Raw genomic sequence first — 21,159 nt, 5'->3', positions numbered from 1 at the left:
GCGAGCAGGCCGGTCAGCTCGAACCCCGACGGGGTTCAACCTCGATGCCGCACATTGAGCGGGGCGGTGGCGAGGCGCTCCAGAAAATTGCCGACGCGATCGGGGCCTTCGACACCGTGCAGGCGGCGCTGGGCACGCACATAGGCCGGCACATATCGCAGGCGTCGAGGAATGAACCCGTAGGTGCGCCGAAGCGTCGAAATCGAGCCGTGATAGACGATGCGATGAGCCGGCTCCCACGGCAGGCCGAAGTCGGCGCGCAGTCGCGGGGGCATCAGCCCCGCTGTCAGGGTGCGCAACCACGCAAACAAGGGATCAAACGCGGGTCGGGGGCTCTTGAACAAGAACGACGCGATCTCTCGGGCAGGTGCCCCAACCGTGATCACATCGGACGCGAGCATGTCGCGATAGTACCGCTCGAACGCGGCATGGTCCTCGGGTAACACGCCGTCCGGGATGCCAAACAGGCGCGCAAAGCGCTTGCTCTCCTCGTAGTAACCGGACTTCTCTCCGGCCGAGAGCGGCCCTTCACGAGCTGATACACCTCGAGCGCGGTGTCGAGCAGCGTGGCGTGGACCCAGAGCAGCGCCTGCTCCTGGTTGGCCTCGTAATGGGAGCCCTGCTGGAACGCCCCGACGTCTTCGCTGATTTCACCCTTGATGCGACTATGTATCGCGTGCACGCGACGGGCACGACGCTCGGCCGAGGCCCAGTCGCCGAACACCATCGCGAACACGTTGTCGAATGTGCGCTGGAAGCGCCCAAGTGGGTCGGTCTTCGTCTGGGAGTGTTGATCGACCGCATGCGCAACGAACGGGTGTGCGAGCTGTAGCAACGCGGCCTTCCCACCACCCAGAAAGAGCGCGGCCTCCTTGTTGATGCGCCACGAGACGCTGTCGGGCCCGTAGATCCCCACTCGCGGATCCGTGATCTCGTCGCGTACGCGGGCAATGTGGCGCTCGAGATCCGCTTTTGTGACGACCATGTGACGGTCCTGGCGCTTCTCAAGGCGACGCGCCTCCTGTATTTGTCCCACCGTAGTCGAGCGCCGGCAAGGCGATGTCCATGGTCTACTCATTCCTTCGTGACGAAAGCAGCCCAGCGGCCGTGCGTCGGATCGCCGACGAGCAGCTGGAGCGCGCTCTCGGCGAACTGTCCGAGGCCGAGCGCGGTATCGACAGAGGCGTGCACAGCGTGCGCAAGCGCCTGAAGAAGCTGCGCGGGCTCCTGCGCCTGCTCGAGGGTGCGATGGGCCGGGAGGCCTTCGCTGAGGAGAACGCCTGCTTCCGAGACGCGGGACGATTGCTCGCTGGACCGCGCCGGGCGGCCGCGTCCCTCGCCGCGCTCGAAGCCTTGCACCACGAATATCCTGGCGTGCTCTTGGGTGAGTCGCGGGCGCTGCTGCGGGCCGCGCTGAACGCCGAGCGGGACCGCGCGCTCGAGCTGTTACGCGAGGAAGATCGAACCGTGCGAGCCGCCGAGCTACTTGCTGGCGCTCGTGCACGCCTGCCCGCCTGGCCAATACGGCATGCGGGGTGGGCCACGCTGTCGTCCGGTTTCCGCACGACCTATGGCCGGGGCCGGCGGGCGTTCCGACAGGCCGGCCACGAGCCGACCACGGAGCAGCTGCACGAGTGGCGCAAACACGCCAAGTACCACTGGTACCACGTTCGACTGTTGTCCTCGATCTGGCCGGGGCCAATGGCGGCTCTGAGCGAGACGCTCGAGACCTTGACGGAGGAGCTCGGCACCGAACACGACCTCGACGACCTGCGGCTCACGCTGCTCGAGCGCGCGCCACCGGACGAGCTCAGAGGCGCGACCGCGCACGTGCTCGAGCTGATCCAGACCCGCCGGCAAACACTGCGGCAGCTTGCGATTGCCCGCGGGCAGCAGGTCTTCGCGGAACGCCCGTCGGCGATCACGACGCGCTTCCGCGCTTATTTCTCGGCCTGGTTGTCCGAGCCGGGGATCGGCTCTAGACGAGCCGGCGGAGCCGACGACAGCGACGCCTGAGTTCGTGAGGGCACTGCCCTCGCCGATCTGAAACGAGGGCGTGAACACTGCGCTCGAACTCGCCAGGACATCGCGCCAAAAATGCGCGCATCCAGCATGATTTCTCTCAGCTGGAGGTGTGTGCCCTTCCCTGATCGCGTGCTAGGACCGGCGCATGAAGACGCACACTTTCGGCCTCGCCGTGTTCGTTCTTTCTGGCTGTGCAAGCCCGGCTGCTCCGCCCGCCGAAGCACCAGCTGAGACTCCGCCGGTCGCGGTAACCGCGAGCGCAACGGCAGCTCCACCTGCGGCGGCCTCCAGCAGCGCGCCAGAGGCTCCGCCCGAGGCGGCACCCGAACCGAAGGCGGCCGAACCGCCGCCGGGCTCCCCCGCCGAGAAGCTCATGCGCGCGCACTTCAAGGAGGCGGAGCTGATCCGCAACGCGGTGATCACGGGCAGGTTGGCGGCGGCAACTTCGCCAGCGGACGCGCTCACCAAAATGGAGGGCATGGGCAAACTCCCGGCCAAGTCCGCGCCGCTGATCGCGGCGATGAAATCGGCGGCGAAGCGCATCGGCACGAGCCCCGACATTCCCGCCACGGCTGCCGCCATCGCCGACGTCGGTGTGGCGTGCGGCGGGTGTCACAAACTCGGCGGGGGGCCGAAGGCCGACGCGAGCGCCGCGCCCGCGGCCGACGCGACCCTGAAGGGCCGCATGCGACGCCACGCCTGGGCGACCGAGCGCCTCTGGGAAGGACTCTACGTCCCGTCGGACAGCGCCTGGAAAGCCGGCGCTGATCTCCTGGCCGGAGCCGACCCGTTCCCGGAAGAGATCTTGAAGAGCGGCGGCGTGCATGCGCGCAGCAGCGCCCAGGAGCTCAAGTCGCTGGTCGCGACGGCCAACGACCAGAAGAAGCCGGAGGACCGCGCGAAGCTATACGCTTCCCTGCTCGCGACCTGCTCGTCGTGCCACATGGCAACTCGCAAGAAGTAGCTCGGTCACTCTCAGCTCACCGGCGAGGCACCGTCTTCAGCTCGGCAGGCGTGTGATGACCGCGTCGGTGAACGCCTCGGTGCCGAGCTCGCCGCCCAGGTCACGGGTCTTCTGCCCGTCGTCGAGGGCGCGATCGTAGGCGACCTTGATGCGCGACGCTGCCGTCTGGCACGCCTCGTCGTGACGCGTCTCGCCCAGATGTTTCAGCATCATGACCGCGCTCATCAACAGCGCCAGGGGGTTCGCCACACCCTGGCCGGCGATGTCCGGCGCCGAGCCGTGCACCGCCTCGAAGACGGCGTCGTCCTCACCGATGTTCGCGCCGGGTGAGACACCGAGCCCGCCGACCAAGCCCGCACACAGATCGGACACGATGTCGCCGTACAGGTTCTCACACAGGATGATGTCGAACTGTTTGGGGTTCTGCACCAGTCGCATGTGGCCGGCGTCCACGATGACCTCGTCGTACGCAATGTTCGGGTAGTCCCGCTCGTGCACCTTGCGTGCTTCGTCGAGCAGCATGCCATCGGACATCTTCATGATGTTCGCCTTGTGGAACACCGTGACTTTCTTCCTGCGCCGGTGGGTGGCGTAGCGGAAGCCCCAGTGGGCGATGCGGTGGCAAGCACCCCGCGTCGCCACCTTCATGCTCACCACCACCCCGTCGGTGATCAGGTTCTCGATGCCACTGTAGAGTCCCTCGGTATTTTCTCGGATCACGATCAGGTCGACGTCGTCGTAGCGAGTCTTGACACCCACCAGACTGCGAAAAGGCCTGACTGCGGCATACAGGTTGAGCTTCTTGCGCAGCGCGACGTTGACGGACGAGAACCCTCGACCCACGGGTGTCGTGCACGGGCCCTTGAGCGCCACGTGGTGCTGGCGAATTGCCTCGACCGTCTCGCTCGGGAGGACGTCGTCGAGCCCCCGCTCGAGCGCGGCCTCGCCGGCGTGACGCACCACGAACAGAACCGGCGCGTTGGCGGCCTCGAGCACCCGGCGCACGGCCGTACTGACCTCGGGCCCGATGCCGTCGCCGGGAATGAGCACCACCGTGTGAGTCGTCATGGGGCACGCTCATACCCGGGCGGCGAGCATCGATCAACGCACCTGCCCGGTCACCGCCGAAGGCGTTCGACACGGCGGCAAAGTTGCAGCAAGCTGCGGGCGCGTATGGCTCATAGCAGGCAGTCCAGAGCCGACGAGCTCGAAGCGACGTTCCACGACGGTGAGTTGATCGTCGAGGAGGGGGATCTGTCCCGGGACATGTTCGTGATCCAATCGGGACGAGTGCGCATCACCAAGCGCGTAGCCGACAAGGACGTGGAGCTCGCGACCCTGGAACGGGGCGATTTCTTCGGCGAGATGTCGCTTCTGGAGTCACTACCTCGGGACGCGAGTGCGCGGGCAATGGGCGAGGCAAAACTCTTGGTGGTGAGCGCGAGCGCGCTCCTGGTGCGCATGCGCAGAGATCCGACCTTTGCGTTCGAGATGCTGCAGCGGCTGAGTGGCCGCGTGCGTTCGCTGAACGCACGCCTGGTCAAGCTGCTCGAAGACAGCGGAAACGGCGGCGCCGGCCTGAGCATGCTCTATGCGTCATCGGACGCGGACGAACCGGACCCACCGTGATCACCAACGCCACGCTCGATCGAGCGCTCGTGGTCTCCGATCTACACCTGGGGAACCCGTTCTCGGAGGCCAGCTCGTCCCTGTCGGGTTTCCTCGAGTACGCCGCGCGCGAGCGATTCCACGTGTGCATCAACGGCGACGGGTTCGAGATCCTCCAGACGAGCTTCGCGAACCTCGCCAACGACAGCGTCAACGTGATCCGGCGGATCCGGGCGCTGCTCACCAACGGGCTCTCGGTCTACTACGTGGTGGGCAACCACGACATCGTGCTCGAGCACTACCTGGAGAGCTGGGCCGAGATCCGCATCTGTCCATTTTTGAACGTGCGCTCCGGCGATCAGCGCATCCGAGTGGAGCACGGCCACCTGTACGATCCGTTCTTCGTCAGCCACCCGCGCCTGTATGAAGCCCTCACGCGGGCGGCCGGGCCGGTCCTGCACGTCTACCCGGACATCTACAAACTCTGGTCGGGCTTCGAGCGGCTCAAAGACCGCCGCGCCCAGCGCAGCGACAATAACGAACCCTCCGCCTATCACCAGGCCGCCGAGCTGCTGCTCCAGCGTGGCTTCGACACGGTCGTGTTCGGCCACACTCACCGCGCGGAGCGAGTCGAGCTCGGGCCCAATCAGCTCTACGTCAACTCGGGCAACTGGATGCACGGCGGGACCTACGTCGAGATCATCGACGGGCGCGTGGAGCTCAAGCGTTGGACGTCGGGAGTCGGGTCATCCACCACGCCATGAACCCCCCGCCCGCCTCAGCTCCCGAGCTCCGCACCGACCGCCTGCTGCTGCGCCGTTGGCGGCCGGAAGACAAGGAGCCGTTCTTCGCCCTCAACAGCGACCCCCGTGTGATGGAGCACTTTCCGGCGCCGCTCAGCCGCGAAGAGAGTGACCACATCGCCGATCTGATCGGTGGCTTCTTGGACCAACGCGGGTTTGGTCTCTGGGCGCTAGAGCTCCCCGGAGTCGCCCCGTTCATCGGCTTCACAGGTCTCGCTGTTCCACACTTCGAAGCCCACTTCACGCCGTGCGTGGAGATCGGCTGGCGTCTCGCCGCCGCCTGGTGGGGCCACGGGTATGCCTGCGAGGCGGCCCGAGCGTCGCTCTCGTTCGGCTTCGGCCAGCTCGGCCTCGACGAAATTGTCTCGTTCACGGTGCCCGAGAATCTGCGTTCGCGCCGACTCATGGAGCGGCTTGGCATGCTGCGGGACTTGGAAGGCGACTTCGATCGGCCAGCTCTTCCAGAGCGATTTCGCCGCCACGTCTTGTACCGGCTCGGGCGCTCTCGGGCTGAGCCGCCAGCGTCGCTACCGTAGTGATCCAATGTTGGCGGCGGCCGTTGTGGCGGACGCGGCCGAAGCCGGCGCTTCGCTCGGCGCGGGCGGTGGGGTTGCTGAAGTGGCGGCGGGTGGGGGCGGCGTCTCGGGCGCTGCTGCTGATGCCGTGGAAGGTGGGTCGGAGCCGCGTCTTGGGGGTGCAGGTTGCACGTTCGCCCCGACGGGATCGGTGGGCGGGATGCCTCCGCCGCAGGCTGCGGAGACAATCAACGCAGACAGAAGCAACGAGGCAAACGATCGCGTTGACCTCGTGGCGCCTCGAGCCGGGTGACATGCGCTGACCATCGCATGGCCGTGAGCGCCGGCGATCGCCACCGGTCGCCAGGTTCGCCGCCTGTCTGAAATGCAGTTTCCCGCGCAGAACTCGGAGTTTTTCCGTTGGCATGTTCGCTGCTCAAGCCATCGACGTGGCACTCCCCAGCTTCCCGACCTTCTCACTTCCCGATCGCCCGCTCGGCATGGCGACCGCGCACACCAGTGTGCTGATCGGACTGGAGGCGCACCCGATCGCGGTGGAGGTCACGGCTTCGCGCGGACCTTCGTTCTTTCAGCTGGTCGGTCTCGCGGAGGCCGCGGTGCGCGAGGCGCGAGTCCGGGTCGCTGCCGCCCTCGCGCGACTCGGCGTGCTCCTGGACGAGCACGCCATCACGGTGAACCTCGCGCCCGCTGATCTCAGAAAACGCGGCACCGGACTCGACCTCGCGATGGCCCTCGCGCTGCTCGGCGCACTCGACGAGCTGCCCGCGCCGGAGCTCGAAGGTGTGCTGGTGCTGGGCGAGCTCTCCCTCGAAGGCGGTCTGCGCCCGGTGCCGGGAGTCTTGCCGCAGCTGGAGGGCGCCCGCGCGCGTGGCATGAAACGCGCCGTCGTTCCCGCGAAGAACGCCCGCGAAGCCGGCCTCGTGCGCGGCATGGACGTGTTCGTTGCCAGCTCCCTCGCAGAAATCCGAGAGCACCTGACGGGTGGGCAATCCCTGACGCGGGCACCGCTCACCGAGCTCACCCCGGTCACGACCACGCCCGGCGGTGGCGACTTGATGCACGTGCGCGGCCAGGCCACGGCGCGACGCGCCCTCGAGATCGCCGCAGCAGGCGGCCACAACCTGCTCATGTTGGGGCCGCCCGGCGGCGGCAAGACCCTGCTCGCGCGCCTGCTGCCGACCGTCTTGCCTCCGCTCGGTTTTGCCGAGGCCATCGAGACCACGGCCATTCACAGCGTGGCGGGCCTGGTGGACTCGGAGCTCGGCGTGGTGCGCACACGACCGTTCCGCGCACCCCACCACTCGGTCAGTGACGCCGGGCTCGTCGGCGGCGGCGAACATCCGCGCCCCGGTGAGGTCAGCCTCGCCCACAACGGCGTGCTGTTCCTGGACGAGCTCGCTGAGTTCCGCCGCAGCGCCCTGGAGGCCCTGCGCCAGCCCCTCGAGGACGGTGTGGTGTGCATCGCCCGCGCGCGGGCACGAGCCTGGTTCCCCGCGCGGCCGATGGTGGTGGCTGCGGTCAACCCGTGCCCGTGCGGCTACCGCGGGCACGGCCGACGCGAGTGCCGCTGCTCGGACAAACAAGCGGCGCGGTATCTGTCGAAGCTCTCCGGGCCGCTGCTCGACCGGATCGATCTGCACGTGCTGGTGCCACCGGTGGACACCGCCGCCCTGGCGCGCAGTGAGCCGGCGGAGTCTTCGGCCTCGGTGCGAGCGCGAGTGCTCGCCGCCCGCGTCATCGCCCAGGGACGCGCCGCTCGGGGCGTTGCGAGCTCGTCGCTGAACGCAGCGCTCAAAGACTCCGAGCTCGATCGCGTCGCGCCACTGGACCCGGAGAGCCGGCGGCTGCTCGAGGACGCCGTCAACCGCCTTGGACTGAGCGCCCGAGCCTTTGCGCGCATCCGGCGGGTTGCGCTCAGCATTGCGGATCTCGAGGCCAGCCCAAGCGTGCGTGCCGTGCACGTCGCCGAGGCGATTCAAGGGCGCCTGATCGACCGCGCGCTCTCGGGCTGACCCGCACGAGGGTGGAGATTTTTTCAACCAAAGAAAACAGGAGAACACGATGAGCGAAAAGAACCGAACCCGAGATCACGTCGTCCGCGAGGTGGTCGATCAAATCGAAAAGAACCACGGCAAGGGCGCGATCATGCGTCTTGGTAGCGACGCCGCGACCACGCCGATCCCCATCATCCCGAGCGGCGCCTTCGCCCTCGACCAAGCCCTGGGTGTCGGTGGCTACCCGAGAGGACGCATCGTCGAGGTCTTCGGACCCGAGTCGAGCGGCAAGACCACCCTCAGCCTGCATGCCATCGCGGAGGTGCAGAAACAGGGAGGCGTGGCCGCCTTCATCGACGCCGAGCACGCCTTCGACATGCGCTACGGCCGCGCCATCGGCATCGACCTCGGCAAGCTCCTGGTCTCACAACCAGACTCGGGCGAACAGGCGCTCGACATCGCCGAGGCCTTGACCCGCTCCGGCGCGCTCGACCTGGTGGTCATCGATTCCGTGGCGGCGCTGACGCCCCGCGCGGAGATCGAGGGCGACATGGGCGACAGCCACATGGGTCTGCAAGCGCGCCTGATGAGCCAGGCCCTCCGCAAGCTCACCGCCATCACCCACAAGAGCGGCACCACGCTGCTCTTCATCAACCAGCTGAGGCAGAAGATCGGCGTCGTCTATGGCAGCCCCGAGACGACCCCGGGCGGCACGGCGCTCAAGTTCTACGCCAGCGTGCGCCTGGACGTGCGTCGCATCGGCAAGGTCGAGGCGGGGGACAACGTGGTCGGCAATCGAACGCGGGTGCGCGTCGTCAAGAACAAGGTCGCGCCGCCATTCGCCGAGGCGGAGTTCGACGTGCGCTGGGGCATCGGCATCGACTCGATCACGGATCTGCTCGACACCGCGGTCCGGGTCGGAGCGCTGGACCGCAACGGCTCGCACCTGGTGCTCGGGGGCAAGACGATCGGCCAGGGACGCGAGCGGGCGCGCGAGGCCGTGCTCGCGAGCACCGAGCTGCGCGAGGCCCTCGAGGCCGCGACCTACGAGCGCCTGCCGGGGCTCGGGGCACGGACACAGAAACGCGCGGCCTGAGCTTGGGCCGCTTTTTCACGAACAACAGAAAGGTAAGGGACAATCATGAGTGAAGGTATCAATCAGGTCTTTTTGATGGGCAACCTGGGCTCCGATCCGGAGTTCAAGAGCGTGGCGTCGGGGGCAAACCTGCTGCGCTTCCGCATGGCCACCAACGAGAGCTACTTGGACAAGAACAAGGAGCGGCAGACGCGCACCGAGTGGCACGACGTCGTGCTCTGGGGCAACCGCGCCGAGCCGCTGTCGAAGATCTTGTCGAAGGGTTCGCGGCTGCTGGTGGAGGGGACCCTGCGCACCTCGAGCTACGAGAAGGATGGCACGCGCCGCTGGCACACGGAGGTCACGGCGCGAGACATCCACCTCTTGAGCTCGCGCCGCACGTCGAGCGACCTCGGCGACGGGGGATGGCTCGCCGACACCGAACCGGTGGACGCGATTCTCGATAACGCGGTCGGCTTCTGACTGGGGCTGTGAGCGAGCCCACGCGGGCCATCCGGAACGCGTGGGCTCGTGGTTTTTCCTGGGCGGCAGAAGCTACGCCTGTTTTGCCGCCGCCCGCCTTGCCAGCAGCGTCGGCAGGCTGAGCGCCAGGATTGCCCCGACCACCAACAGCGCGCCGAAGAGCTCCGCGCCGCCCGGCAGGCGGGTCTCGAGCAGGGTGGCGAGGCTGAAGCTGGCCAGGAGCCCAGCCAGCACGCTCGACGCGCGATTGACCGGCACGCAGAAGCTGTTTTCCCGCCCGTCGAGCAAGATCAGCCCGCCGAACACGCCGGTCCCCTGGGACAAGATGCCAACCAGGAAGATCAGGCCGGCGCTGCCGCTCGACCACACGTCGGTGAAGCCGGAGCGGATGTGCATCAGCATCTGCCCACGCCCGACCAACGCACAGACCACCAAGACGAGCACCACGATGGGCGTGGCGGTCATCTGCTCCTCCACGAAGTAGCGCTTGGTCACGTCGGGGTCATCACCCTTGGCCAAGCGGCTCATGAAACGCAGGCGGACGAAGTACCCCAGCAGGTAGAAGATGACGTCGACCGTGGCGACCCAGGTCATGGCCAAGCTGCTCTTGCTGCCGCCGAAAAACGCCACGAACAGCGCGCCGAGGGACAGCGACAGGGCAACCCACGAGGCGAGGCGAACCTTGCGCCGACTCGCGAAGTCGACGACGGGCGCGATGGCGAGCACGCCGCCGCGCATCAGGAGCATCATGAAGACGATCGACACCCCTTCGAAGGTATAGGCGAGGGTCGTCGTGGCGATGATCACCGAGGTGCACAGGCCCGAGAGGAAGGTCCAGAAATTCGGCATCGGCAGGCTGATGCCAAAGACCGTTCGCCGACCCGCAAAGCGCCACCAACCCATCGCGGTGATGAACGCGAACATGCCGAGCAGCGAGGCCAGGTTTGCGATCGGCAACAGCTGGAAGCCGGAGAAGCCGCCGCGCATGCCGGGCAACATGCCGCCGCTCAGAGCCTTGGTGAGCGCGCTGTACGGGACGTAGCAGGCGAAGTACCCGAAGGCGTACCCCCAGATCGACAGCCCCGACCAACGCGAACTCATTGCAGACCATCGTTCTACTCGATCGCGGCGGAGAGCGCGCCGAAAGCCCCCGAGCGCCGCCATTCGGTGCTATTGTGCTCGGCCTCGGAGGACGCGCATGCGTGGGTTCTTGCTTTCAGGAATGGCTTGTTTGGCGCTCAGCCTGGCTGCCGCTTGCGGCGGCGACGACGGCGGAGGCGGGGGTGGTGGCAGTGGTGGCGGGAACACCGGATGTATCCCCCAGGCTGCGGAGTGCTACAGCGCGGGACCCTCGGGGCCCGGAGCGGAGTGCCTGGCCAAAGCCGACAACAGCTCGTCGGCCAAATGGCAGGGGCGCCTCTCCAGCATCCTCGTGAAGTCACCGCCGGCACTGGCTGCCGAGTTCGTTCAGGCGCAGGTCATCGACAAGGGCATCAGCCTGAAACAACCGAGCTGCAACGAGAACGGCGACGGCACGTTCTCGTGGCTGTTCGAGATCGACCCGGCCACGAAGAAGATGCGGACGGGCGGGGCTTTGCCCATCACCGACCCCAAAGCCGGGGGTTGTTTCGTCAGTTTGCCCGGGGCAGCCGTCCCCGTCGCGCCCATCGACGTCGACGTGACGTTGGGGGCCGGCGACATGAGCTTCAGTGCCAAGGACCTGGACGTCAACGTGCCGATCTTCCTGTCACCGACCGATCTCTCGAACCCCATCATCCTGCCGCTCCACAAGGTCGAGATCGAAGCCACCTTCAACGACGCAACCCACAACTGCGCCGGCAAGTTCAATGGCGCGGAGCTCGAGCCGATCAACAGCTGTCAGCCGGACACCAAGGCGATTCCGCCCCAGCGAACCTGGACGCCCGGCGGCGCACTGAAGGGCTACATCACCGTGGACGAGGCCGACAAGGTGAACATCGACACCCTCGGAGCTTCCCTGTGCGTGCTGCTCGCCGGCGTCTCGTGGAAAGGTCCCGAGAAGAACTGCCAGAGCTCGGATCAATGGAAGGCCGGCTCACGTCCGGAAGGCGACTGGTGCGCGGCGACCAACTCAGCCGCAGACGCGAGCTGCAAAGATGCGTATCTGCTCGCGGCCGACTTTGCGGCGTCGGGCTTCAAGATCAACGGCGACTGCCCCTGAGCCGCTCCCCGGGAGCCCAGGCTCACCTGCCTTTGAACACAGGCGTGCGCTTCTCGAAGAAGGCGAGGATCCCTTCGACGGTGTCCTCGGTCCGCACGAGGCGCTCGAGATCCGCGATTTCGCGCTTGCGCACGACGTCGCGGCCGTCCCCGCGTCGAAACCCGGCGAGCTGTCCCATGGCGACACGCACCGCCACGGGCGGCAGGGCAGCGAGACTGTCCGCCAGCTCCCGCGCGGCCAGGTTGGCGTCTTCCGCGACCTGATGCACGAGCCCGCACGCGAGCGCCTCGGCCGCCTCGATCTTTCGGCCGGTGAGCAGGAGCTCCGTGGCAAACCCCAGGCCGACCAGCGGCACCAAGCGCTCGAGCGCTCCCCAGCTTGGCAGATATCCCCGGCGGATCTCCGGTAGCGCCAGATGGGCCCCGCGACCGAGCACTCGGAAGTGGCAGGCCAACGCGACCTCGAAACCGCCCCCGACCGCGGGCCGCTCGATGGCTGCGATCACCGGCACCGGAAACTCCGCGATCCGGTCCAGCATCGCGTGAGCTTGTCGCGTCCAGCGCTGGAAGCCTTCCGGATCACCGAACGGGCCTACGGCCGACAGATCGGCCCCGGCGCTGAAAGCGCGCTCGCCTGAGCCCGCGATGACGAGCGCGCGGGCATCCGGCACGGCCTCGGCTCGAGTCAGCGCATCGACGAGAGCGTCCAGCTGCGCCTGATCGAAGGCGTTTGCCTTGGGTCGATCCAACGTGATGGTCAGGACGGGGGCAGAGGGCTCGAAGCGAACGGTCATCCTTGCCCCATGCCAGAACGGGGACGCTCACTCAAGCCTCGGGGATCGAGCCCCCGGCTCAGCGCGCTTTTGTGTTAATGCCCCGCTCATGCGGCTCGTGCGGCTCATTGGACCGGAGCTCGAAGCGCTCTTGCGCGAGAGCCCCGGTGAGGTGCGCGACCTGCTCGACGAGATCCACCCGGAGGATCTCGCTGACATCGTCGCGGAGCTCGAGGCCAAAGACGCCGGAGAGGTCCTGAAGGCACTGCCGACGGAGTACGCCGCCGAGGTCTTCGAGCGGCTCGACGAGGACGATCAAGAGGCGCTGTCGCACACCATGGGCGCCGACTCGACCGCGCGCATCGCCGCGGAAATGGGCGCCGACGAGCGCGTGGACTTCTTCAGCATCATGCCACCGGGCGTCGCCGAGACGGTGCTCGAGAGCCTGGAGCGAGTCGACCCGGAAGCAGCCGAAGAGGTGGAGGAGCTTCGCCGATGGCCGGAGAGCTCCGCCGGCGGCCTGATGACCACCGAGCTGATCTCGGTAGGGCCGGACATCGAGATCGGGGGCGCAATCGACGAGCTGCGCAAGCGCGCCCGCGAAGCGGAGACCTTGGACACGGTGTACGTCGTCGACAACCGGGAGCGCCTGCTGGGATTTCTGCGACTGCGCGATCTCTTGCTGGCGGAGCCCGCCGAGAAGGTGCGCGACGTGATGCACGAGAACGTCATCTCGGTGCCGCCGGAGCTGGATCAAGAAGAGGTCGCCAAGGTCTTGGCCAAGTACGACCTGCACGCCATGCCGGTCGTGAGCGGCCGAGGGGAGCTCCTTGGGTTGATCACCTCCGACGACATCCTCGACGTCATGAACGAGGAGCAGGCAGAGGACGTGCACAAGATGGGCGCCGTCGCGCCGATCCGCGAGACTTACTTCGACGCCACGTTCTTCGAGTACATCAAGAAGCGCGCGCCGTGGCTGGCGATCTTGTTCGTGGGCGGGTTCTTCACGACCACCGCCATGCGCGGTTTCAATCGAGTCTTGTCCGACGTCGCGCAGCTCAGCTTCTACGTGCCGCTGTTGATCGCAGCCGGGGGTAACTCGGGCTCGCAGTCGTCGACGCTCGTCATCCGCGGGCTCGCCGTCGGCGAGATCGAGACCAAGGACTGGCTGCGGGTCCTCGGGCGAGAGCTGATGCAGGGGCTGGTGCTCGGGGCCATGCTCGCGTCGTTCGGCGTGCTGCGGGTCCTGATCGCCGGCGATCCGGTCGGCATGGTCGGCCTGGTGGCCGTGACCCTGATCGCGAACGTGGTGATGGGATGCGTGGTCGGCGGCATGATGCCGCTGTTTCTTCACCGGATCGGTGTGGATCCGGCCACGAGCTCGACCCCATTCATTGCCACGCTGGTCGACGTTTTTGGCATTCTCATCTACTTGAGCCTGGCCCAGCTGATGCTCCTCGGTGCGGCCCAAATCACCGCACCTTGAGGCTTGCGCCACAGAAACGCCCGGAAACCATTGACTTTGCCCCACCCCGCGCGGAAATTCCGTGCGCCGGGGGCGGGGCCCTGGCTCGCACCATGCCCACCCTGAGCTCGGCGATCGTCAAGGCCCACGTCGCGTCGATGCGCGAGGTCGAAGAGGCCCTCGCACGCCAGGTCATCTACGGCGGTGACCTGGTGACGAACCTGCTCGAGCTCGCGCTGGTGAGTGAGCACCTGCTGACTCCCTTGCTCGCGGATAGCCACGGGCTCGAGCCGGCGCCGCATGGTGAGCTGCCCCGGGCCACGGATGCTCTGATGAGCCTGGTCCCACCCGAACTCGCGGGCCGTCATGCATTTTACCCGCTCGACGAGGTCGCAGGCATCCTGACCATCGCCGTGAGCGAGCCGCTGCCGGCAGAGGTGGAGGGAGACCTGTCATTTTCGCTGGGCGCGCGGATCGAGCAGCGCTCGGCGCCACTTGTCCGTATTCGCCAGGCTCTGTCCCGGGACTACGGAGTGCCGCTCGATCGCCGCATGGTGCGCTTGCTCGCCAAGCTCGAAGGGCGCCCGGACCCCAGCCCAAGCTCGATGCCGGCGCCACTGCGTGATGGCTCGCCGCCCTTCCCGAAACTTCCGCGGCCCGCCAGCATGCCGCCGATCGGCTACCCACCCGCGGCAACGCTGCGCTCGAGTGAGCCTGCGCTGCCGATCCCGCCCGTCGCCGCACGCCCCCCATCGGTTGCGCCCGAGCTTCCACCCCGTCCCGCGCCGGTCGCCGATCCGGACGTCCCCGCCCGAGTCACGACCCTGATCACTCCCCGCCACCCGGCCGAGCGAACCGCTCCTGAGTCGGAGGCACCACGTTGGCTGGTTGGCACGCCCGGGCGTGAACGCGGACGCAAACGCCATCGCGGTCCGTACACCGCCGCGCTGGCCGAGCGAGACCTCATGGACGCGGACTCCCGGGACGACGTCGTCGGCGCCTATTTCGATTTTGCGTCGCAATACTTCGAGTATTCCGCGCTGTTCGCCGTGCAAGGGGACGTTGCCGAAGGCCGAGACGCCCACGGTCCCGGTACCGACGGCGCGAAGCTCCGCAGCATCGGCGTGCCGCTGGACCTGCCGAGCTCTCTCTCGGACGCAAAGACCTCGGGCACGTTTCTGGTCCGAGCGCTCGACAAGACGGGGATCGACGCCAGCCTGTCCAAAGATCTGCAGCGCGAAAGCTCCGGAGCTGTGCTGCTCCTTCCGTTGGTCGTGCGCGGACGCGTCGTGCTGGTGCTGTACGGCGACCACGGAACCGGGGACGTGCCCTTGTCCGAAGTTGGCGACGTGATCGCATTTGCGCCCCTCGTCGCAACCGCGCTGGAGCGGGTCATTCTGCGCAAGAAGCTAGGCGCTCGGGCCAGCTCGTCGGAGATGCCGGCGGTTCGCCAGCCGTTTTCAGAAGCGCCCCAGCGACGGCGGCATCGTTTGCCGAACGTCGACCAGCGCGTCGACGCCCTCGCCAAAGCCCTCGACTCGACCCGACCACCCAGCCGTCCCCCGAGCGAGCCGCCGACGACGACCCACGCTTCGCCGGCGGCCAAAGGCTTCGGGCAGTCGGGCCCGGCAACCGTCAGCGCCTCACCCCGCGCTCTCGCCGCCCCGATCACCGCAGACGCCTCTCCAAAAGCACGCGGCGTGATCGAAGCGTCGGTGCCCACTCAGAGCCCATCGACTCCGCACGAGTCACCACAGGCAAAAGCCAGGGCGAGCACGGCGCCGGCCCGCGTCGTGGCAGTGGGAGCACCGCGCCGGCACGACACGCCACCGCAAGGCACCCCGGGGACGTTGGACGCCACGCAGGAGCAGCCGTTCCCACTCACTCGGCGCACGCCGAGTGGCCGCTTCTTCGCCGGCGAAGAGGCCCCGCGCTCCAGCGAGACCGAAGCGGCAGTCGATGCCGGTTGGGACGTCCAGGCCGAGCCGGAAGCGGATCCAGGAACCCACCGCGGGCCGTTTGGACCGCCGGAGCCCGAGCAAAAGAGCGACGTGGGGCACGAAGCGCCCCTGGCACCGGCGTCCCGACAGCTCGCGCTGGGCCCACGCCCGCCGTTTCCCCGGCAGGACGCCAAAGACCACCTCCTGCCCTCGGTGATCTTCGACATCGACTCGGACTTGAGAACGCTGCTCGTGCGCTTGGTCGAAGGGGACGAGGGCGCCGGCGACCGGCTGGTCGAGATCGGGGACCCGGCCGTCAGTGTGTTGGTCGCGGAGTTCCCCGGCCCCGTCCACCCCGATCGCGCACGCCGCTTCGCGGAGCCAGGTGCCCGGGCCTCGGACGCGGGTCCAGTGCTGCGTACCATCGCCCGCATCGGTCAGGTCGCCGTGGCGTTCTTGGTGGTGCGCACCGCCGACCGTGAACCCGACGTGCGTCGCTGGGCGACCTGGCTGCTCGGTGAGCTTCCGAACGCCGACTCCGCCCGGGCCATCGTGCGGCGTTTCAGCGACGGAGACGCCGAGGTGCGCCGGGCGGCGCTCGCCGCCGGCAAATTGATGCAAGCGGACGCGGAGGCGCGCACCGCGCTTCGCGACGGGCTAGCGACCTTGGCTGCCGAGACATCGCTTCCGCCGGAGGTCCGCCACAGCGGCATCGAGGCCTTGGCCGACCTCCGGGATCCGCGCGCCGTGCCTCGGCTCATCCCGTTGCTTGGCACTGATGACGCCGCGGTCGTGCGCTCGGCGCATGCCGCGCTGGTGACGATCGCGCGTCAGGACTTCGGCCGCGAGGGCAAGCGCTGGTCGGCTTGGTGGCAGGAGAACTCTGCGCGCCACCGTGTCGAGTGGCTGATCGATGCACTCGCGCACGACTCGCTGGAGCTTCGGCGGGCGGCCGGGGAAGAGCTCAAGAGCGTGACCAAGGAGTATTTTGGTTATTACGAAGACCTACCTGCAAAGGAGCGGCAGCGGGCCCAGCTTGCCTACCGGCAATGGTGGGAAGCGACCGGAAAGGCTCGCTTTTCCTGAGGCCATCGGCCTCCCCCAACTCCGGTCATGGACACACCCGGGAGATGGATGGCAGAAGGCAGCTACATGCACGAGGTAGAGCAGGAGTTCGCGCTACGCGCGGCCAACCTGGCGCTAGGCGGTCAGCAGCGCCGCGAGGCGAGTCGCTTTGCGTCGATCGAGCTGCGCTTCTCCGATCGGCGCACGGGCCCCTGGGAAATTGCTGCCATGGGCTGTGTGGCGCTGACGTCGGTGCTGATCGTCGCCGGCCTTTGGTTCTGGTGAGCGAGGCCTACTTCCCGGCGCAACTCGAGTTGGCGTGGCTGGCCTGCGCGGCAGCTCCCTCGCCGATGGAGCTCGCGGCGTCTGCCGCCGACTTGGCGCCCTTGCAGTTGCCCTGGAAGGCTCGGTCACGCACCGCCTTCGGGGATGAGAGCCGGATACGGAGTCGCGCGTTGGTGAGACCCGCGGGAGTTCCGCCGGTCTTCTCGCACTGACGAAAGAGATAGACAGCGCCCTCGATATTCCAACCGGCCGCGGCTTGCTGGGACGCGGCACAGGCGGCATCACCCTGCGGCCCCGACGGAGGGGGAGGAGGAGGAGGAGGAGGAGTGCTGGCCGGCGGCGGGGGCGGTGGCGGTGGCGGTGGCGTGGATGCGCTCGGCGGCGGGGGTAGCGGTCCGACCGGAGGTTTGGTGGGTTTGACCGGAGGTTTCGTATTGGAAGACGAGAGCGCCGGCGGCGGCGTCAACAGCGGCTCATCCGGCGGGGGCTCCGGTTCGACGACGCGGAGCTGAGAGGAAGGCGGCGCCGCGATCGGTGGCGGAGGGGAGCCCACCTCCGGCGTGTCGTAGTACTTCCAGGCCGCAAAAGCCGCGATCAAACCGCCGAACGTCAACCCAGCGAGGGCGAGCAGCACCGCTGCACCGCTGCCGGACCCGGAGCGCGGCGGCGGAGGCGCCGGAATGTGCGTCGCGACAGCAACGTCGGTGCGATAGGCCGGGAGCACCGGGCCCTGGGCGGCCATTTGTGTTTGCCCACGCTCGGGTGTGGCAACTCCGGCCACCATTGGTGCCGTGTGGGCTGGGGCCGCGAGATCCGGTTCCGTCGTCGGCCGGCGCGGTGCATCTCCGACCAGCTCGCGCTGAAACTCGATGGCGGTCGACGGCCGCGCACGAGGCTCTTTTGCAAGCGCGTGTTGCACCGCTCGCTCGAACTCCGCCGTGATGGGCACATGGGTCCGCGAGCGCATGGACGGCGGAGCTACCGTCATGTGCTGTGTGGCCCACTGCCACGGTGTTTCACCTTCGAACGGCAGCCCCCCCGTGACCATCTCGTAGGCGATGATGCCGAGTGAATAGATATCACTCCGCAGGTCGAGCTCTTTGCCTGCGAGCTGCTCGGGGCTCATGTACGGCGGCGTGCCGAGCACGATTCCTTGTTGGGTGAGCTTGGTGTGTTTTTCCGCTGCCTCGGAGGTCTTGGCGATGCCGAAATCCAACACCTTCACGAAGTCTTCTTCCCCCGCTCGACGCGTGAGGATGATGTTGTCCGGCTTGAGATCCCGGTGAACGATCCCGAGGCCGTGTGCCTCGGCGAGCGCTCCACACGCTTGCTTCAGGATGTTGCGGGCACGGTCAATGGGGATCGGACCCCGGCTGATGAGCTCCGTGAGCGCCTCGCCCTTCACGAACTCCATGGCAATGTAGAGCCGTTTGTCCGGGGTCTCGCCGAAGTCGTAGAAGCGAATCGTGTTGGGGTGCTCGAGCTGTGCGACGATGCCGCACTCGCGATAAAACCGCGACACAATGGTGTGATCGGCGCTCAGCGATGGCAGCAGCGTCTTGATCGCCACCTTGCGGGTGTGGGGGCCCATCTTCTGTTCCGCCTCGTAGACGACACCCATGCCGCCTTCGCCGATGACGCGGGTCACCAGGTAGCGTCCGCCGACCAGCTGGCCCACCAGGCTGGTGGGATCGGCGTTCGCCTGAGCCATCGGCGCGCCGCACGACTGGCAAAAGCGCGCGCCCTCCGGGTTTTCTAGGCTGCAGACTGCGCAGTTCATCGACGATGCTCGGTTCGGGCTCGGGCCTCCAGTGTAAGACGAACCGAGCGCCGGTTCGATTTGGCCGGCTTCAACCGTCGAATTCCGCCGACCGCGGTCGGGTTAAAACCCGACGTGCCGGCCAGCCGGCGCGTGGCGAGGACTACTTGCCCTTCTTCTTGGGGTCCTTGGCGTCCTTGGGTTTTTCCTTCTCCGCGAAGGTGACCTCCCACTCCATCGTCTCTTCTGCTCCTTCGAACGGCGGTACGATCACGCTGTTGAAGGCGTTTATCGCACACTTGCCCACGCTGTTTTCGTCATAGGGAGCGCTGATCGTCGCGCCCTTCGCGTGGCCGTCGTTGCCGAAGGTCACCGAAATCTTGGCGCTGCCGGCAGGGCTGTCCTCTGGAACCGAGCCCGGGCAGGACTCGGCGGAGCGCGCAGCGCGCTTCATTTCCAGGTCGGCCTGGCGCTTGTCGAACTTCGCCTTCTTCTCGAGGTCGGTCTCCTCGCCCGGGCCGTTCGGTGCGTTGGCTTGGCGCTCCTTCTCCTGCTCCTCGGCGAGGCGCTCCTGTTCCGCGAGGAGCTCGTCGGGAGTCTTTACTCCCTGTCCTTCGTTCGTGGGACCACCGCAGGCCATCAGCTGGACAAACAGAGCAACGAGGACGGTGTGGGCGCACTTCATGGCGGGGATCCTAGATCCAGACGCCCGCCCGAGCCAACACCGGGGGCGACAAGGTGCCTCAGCGCGGTGTCCCGAGCGGGGTCAGAGGTCTGTGATCTCGTAGTCTTTGATCTTGTAGAGCAGCGCGCGGTGGCTGATTTCCAGCACTTCGGCCGCCCGGGTGCGGTTGCCCTTGGTCTTCTGGAGCGCGCGACGGATCAGGATTTCCTCGATCGCGCGCATGGTCTTCTTCACGCTCAGCTCGCCCGAGGCGAGCTGCATCTGCACCGGGTCCCGGGCCTCGCGGACCCGCTCCGGTAGGTCGGCGGCGACCAGCTGCTCCCCCTCGGAGAGCACCATCGCGCGCTCGATCGTGTTCTCCAGCTCCCGCACGTTGCCGGGCCAGGCGTATTCGTAGAGCAGCCTGCGGCTCTCGCTGTCCATGCCCCGGATGTTGGTACCGAGGCGAGCGTTGTTCCGGGTCAGGAAATGGTCGATCAGTAGCGGGATGTCCTCGCGCCGCTCCCGGAGCGGGGGCACGTGGATCGGCAACACGTTCAGTCGATAGTAGAGGTCCTCGCGAAAACGTCCGGCCTTGGTCTCGGCGGCGAGGTCGCGGTGCGTTGCGGTGATGATCCGGACGTCCACCTTGATGTCTCGCGCCTCACCGACCCGGCGGATCTTCTCGTCCTCGAGCACCCGCAGCATCTTCACCTGCAGCGCCAACGGCAGCTCGCCGATCTCGTCGAGGAACAGCGTGCCTTGGTCGGCTTCCTCGAACAGACCACGGCGATCGGAGACCGCGTCGGTGAACGCACCCTTCTTGTGACCAAATAGCTCGCTCTCCAGCAGATTTTCCGGAATCGCGCCGCAATTGACCGGGGTGAACGGCCCGCCGCGACGCGTGCTGCGGCGGTGGATGGCACGAGCCACGAGCTCTTTCCCCGAGCCACTCTCGCCGGTCACGAGCACGGTGGTCTTGTACTCGGCGATCTTCGAGATGGTGCGGAAGATCGCCTGCATGTTCGGACTCTTCGCCAGGATGTCCTCGAACTTGTGCTCTTTCCGGATCTCCTCTCGCAACGCGCGATTCTCTCGCCGGAGTAGCTCACGCTCTTCCGCCTTGCGCAGCGTGAGCACGACCTCGTCGGGCTTGAACGGCTTCTGGATGTAGTCGTACGCACCGCCCTTCATGGCCTCCAGGGCGAGATCGGTGTTGCCGTACGCGCTCATCACGATCACGGTCGCGTCGTTGCCTTTGGCCTTGAGCGTGGCCAGCAGATCGAGGCCCCCCATCTTCGGCATGCGCACGTCGGTGATCACGAAGTCGGGTCCGAAGGAGTCGACCAGGCCGAGGGCCTCTTCCCCGCTGCCGGCGGCTTCGACCTCGTAGCCGTTGCGCCGCAACAGCGTGCGCAGAACCAGGCGGAGGTTCTCCTCGTCGTCGACTACCAGGACCCGGCGCACTCTGCAAAAAATGCTAGCCAAGACAGGCTCATGCCGCAACTCATTGCGTACCTC

Annotated in this window: 20 protein-coding genes; 12 read left to right on the top strand and 8 right to left on the bottom strand. The window is 67.2% G+C overall.

Annotation, left to right across the window (positions count from 1 at the left end; translation table 11 throughout):
- Positions 1–35 precede the first annotated feature (35 nt).
- Both IPI67_08645 and IPI67_08640 read right to left on the bottom strand, forming a co-directional pair.
- Complete coding sequence (locus IPI67_08645; protein MBK7580256.1) at positions 36–446, bottom strand: DUF2236 domain-containing protein; 411 nt, start codon at positions 444–446, stop codon at positions 36–38.
- Positions 383–985, bottom strand: a complete 603-nt coding sequence (locus IPI67_08640; protein ID MBK7580255.1) for a DUF2236 domain-containing protein — start codon at positions 983–985, stop codon at positions 383–385. Before IPI67_08640 ends, IPI67_08645 begins: the two co-directional genes overlap by 64 nt.
- A gap of 122 nt (positions 986–1,107) precedes the next feature.
- Between IPI67_08640 and IPI67_08635 the strand changes: the two genes are divergently transcribed.
- Complete coding sequence (locus IPI67_08635; GenBank protein MBK7580254.1) at positions 1,108–2,016, top strand: CHAD domain-containing protein; 909 nt, start codon at positions 1,108–1,110, stop codon at positions 2,014–2,016.
- 154 nt (positions 2,017–2,170) lie between these two features.
- Entirely contained in the window at positions 2,171–2,989 is an 819-nt protein-coding gene (locus IPI67_08630) for a hypothetical protein (protein ID MBK7580253.1), read from the top strand.
- Between the two features lie 36 nt (positions 2,990–3,025).
- Here IPI67_08630 and IPI67_08625 read toward each other — a convergent pair whose 3' ends face one another.
- On the bottom strand, positions 3,026–4,057 hold the full coding sequence (locus IPI67_08625; protein MBK7580252.1) for an isocitrate/isopropylmalate dehydrogenase family protein: 1,032 nt from the start codon (positions 4,055–4,057) through the stop codon (positions 3,026–3,028).
- Positions 4,058–4,162: 105 nt separating this feature from the next.
- Between IPI67_08625 and IPI67_08620 the strand changes: the two genes are divergently transcribed.
- From IPI67_08620 to IPI67_08595, 6 genes are all read left to right on the top strand, one after another.
- Complete coding sequence (locus IPI67_08620) at positions 4,163–4,618, top strand: cyclic nucleotide-binding domain-containing protein (GenBank protein ID MBK7580251.1); 456 nt, start codon at positions 4,163–4,165, stop codon at positions 4,616–4,618.
- Entirely contained in the window at positions 4,615–5,361 is a 747-nt protein-coding gene (locus IPI67_08615; protein MBK7580250.1) for a UDP-2,3-diacylglucosamine diphosphatase, read from the top strand. The genes IPI67_08620 and IPI67_08615 overlap by 4 nt, the downstream gene beginning before the upstream one ends.
- A complete protein-coding gene (locus tag IPI67_08610; GenBank protein MBK7580249.1) occupies positions 5,358–5,936 on the top strand; it encodes a GNAT family N-acetyltransferase in 579 nt (192 codons plus the stop codon). The genes IPI67_08615 and IPI67_08610 overlap by 4 nt, the downstream gene beginning before the upstream one ends.
- Before the next feature lie 479 nt (positions 5,937–6,415).
- Entirely contained in the window at positions 6,416–7,948 is a 1,533-nt protein-coding gene (locus tag IPI67_08605) for a YifB family Mg chelatase-like AAA ATPase (GenBank protein MBK7580248.1), read from the top strand.
- Positions 7,949–7,997: 49 nt separating this feature from the next.
- Positions 7,998–9,026, top strand: coding sequence for a recombinase RecA (gene recA / locus IPI67_08600; GenBank protein ID MBK7580247.1), 1,029 nt, complete (start codon positions 7,998–8,000; stop codon positions 9,024–9,026).
- A 45-nt stretch (positions 9,027–9,071) separates the two neighbouring features.
- The gene (locus IPI67_08595; protein MBK7580246.1) at positions 9,072–9,488 is read left to right on the top strand and encodes a single-stranded DNA-binding protein; all 417 of its coding nucleotides are present in this window, start codon (positions 9,072–9,074) and stop codon (positions 9,486–9,488) included.
- A 72-nt stretch (positions 9,489–9,560) separates the two neighbouring features.
- On the opposite strand, the gene IPI67_08590 is transcribed toward IPI67_08595, so the two are convergent.
- Positions 9,561–10,589 (bottom strand): hypothetical protein, encoded by a 1,029-nt coding sequence (locus IPI67_08590; GenBank protein ID MBK7580245.1) that lies wholly within the window; start codon positions 10,587–10,589, stop codon positions 9,561–9,563.
- Between the two features lie 97 nt (positions 10,590–10,686).
- Here IPI67_08590 and IPI67_08585 point away from each other — a divergent pair, with 97 nt between their 5' ends.
- Positions 10,687–11,688, top strand: a complete 1,002-nt coding sequence (locus IPI67_08585; protein MBK7580244.1) for a hypothetical protein — start codon at positions 10,687–10,689, stop codon at positions 11,686–11,688.
- A 22-nt stretch (positions 11,689–11,710) separates the two neighbouring features.
- On the opposite strand, the gene IPI67_08580 is transcribed toward IPI67_08585, so the two are convergent.
- A complete protein-coding gene (locus IPI67_08580) occupies positions 11,711–12,481 on the bottom strand; it encodes an enoyl-CoA hydratase/isomerase family protein (protein MBK7580243.1) in 771 nt (256 codons plus the stop codon).
- A gap of 88 nt (positions 12,482–12,569) precedes the next feature.
- Between IPI67_08580 and mgtE the strand changes: the two genes are divergently transcribed.
- The 3 genes from mgtE (at position 12,570) to IPI67_08565 (ending at position 17,215) form a co-directional block, all read left to right on the top strand.
- Positions 12,570–13,946 (top strand): magnesium transporter, encoded by a 1,377-nt coding sequence (mgtE, locus tag IPI67_08575; GenBank protein ID MBK7580242.1) that lies wholly within the window; start codon positions 12,570–12,572, stop codon positions 13,944–13,946.
- A 92-nt stretch (positions 13,947–14,038) separates the two neighbouring features.
- Positions 14,039–16,951 carry a HEAT repeat domain-containing protein gene (locus IPI67_08570; GenBank protein ID MBK7580241.1) on the top strand — a complete coding sequence of 971 codons (2,913 nt, stop codon included), beginning with the start codon at positions 14,039–14,041 and terminating at the stop codon, positions 16,949–16,951.
- Between the two features lie 48 nt (positions 16,952–16,999).
- A complete protein-coding gene (locus IPI67_08565) occupies positions 17,000–17,215 on the top strand; it encodes a hypothetical protein (protein MBK7580240.1) in 216 nt (71 codons plus the stop codon).
- Positions 17,216–17,222: 7 nt separating this feature from the next.
- Here IPI67_08565 and IPI67_08560 read toward each other — a convergent pair whose 3' ends face one another.
- The 3 genes from IPI67_08560 to IPI67_08550 all read right to left on the bottom strand — a co-directional run bounded on the left by IPI67_08560 (position 17,223) and on the right by IPI67_08550 (position 21,105).
- Complete coding sequence (locus IPI67_08560; protein ID MBK7580239.1) at positions 17,223–18,995, bottom strand: protein kinase; 1,773 nt, start codon at positions 18,993–18,995, stop codon at positions 17,223–17,225.
- A 142-nt stretch (positions 18,996–19,137) separates the two neighbouring features.
- Positions 19,138–19,659 carry a hypothetical protein gene (locus IPI67_08555; GenBank protein ID MBK7580238.1) on the bottom strand — a complete coding sequence of 174 codons (522 nt, stop codon included), beginning with the start codon at positions 19,657–19,659 and terminating at the stop codon, positions 19,138–19,140.
- Positions 19,660–19,740: 81 nt separating this feature from the next.
- Entirely contained in the window at positions 19,741–21,105 is a 1,365-nt protein-coding gene (locus IPI67_08550) for a sigma-54-dependent Fis family transcriptional regulator (protein ID MBK7580237.1), read from the bottom strand.
- Between the last annotated feature and the right edge of the window lie 54 nt (positions 21,106–21,159).

The organism is Myxococcales bacterium, assembly GCA_016706225.1.
Lineage (GTDB): Bacteria > Myxococcota_A > Polyangia > Polyangiales > Polyangiaceae > JADJKB01.
Note: the sequence above shows the minus strand (reverse complement) of the source record. Positions and strands in the feature narration are given on the sequence as shown.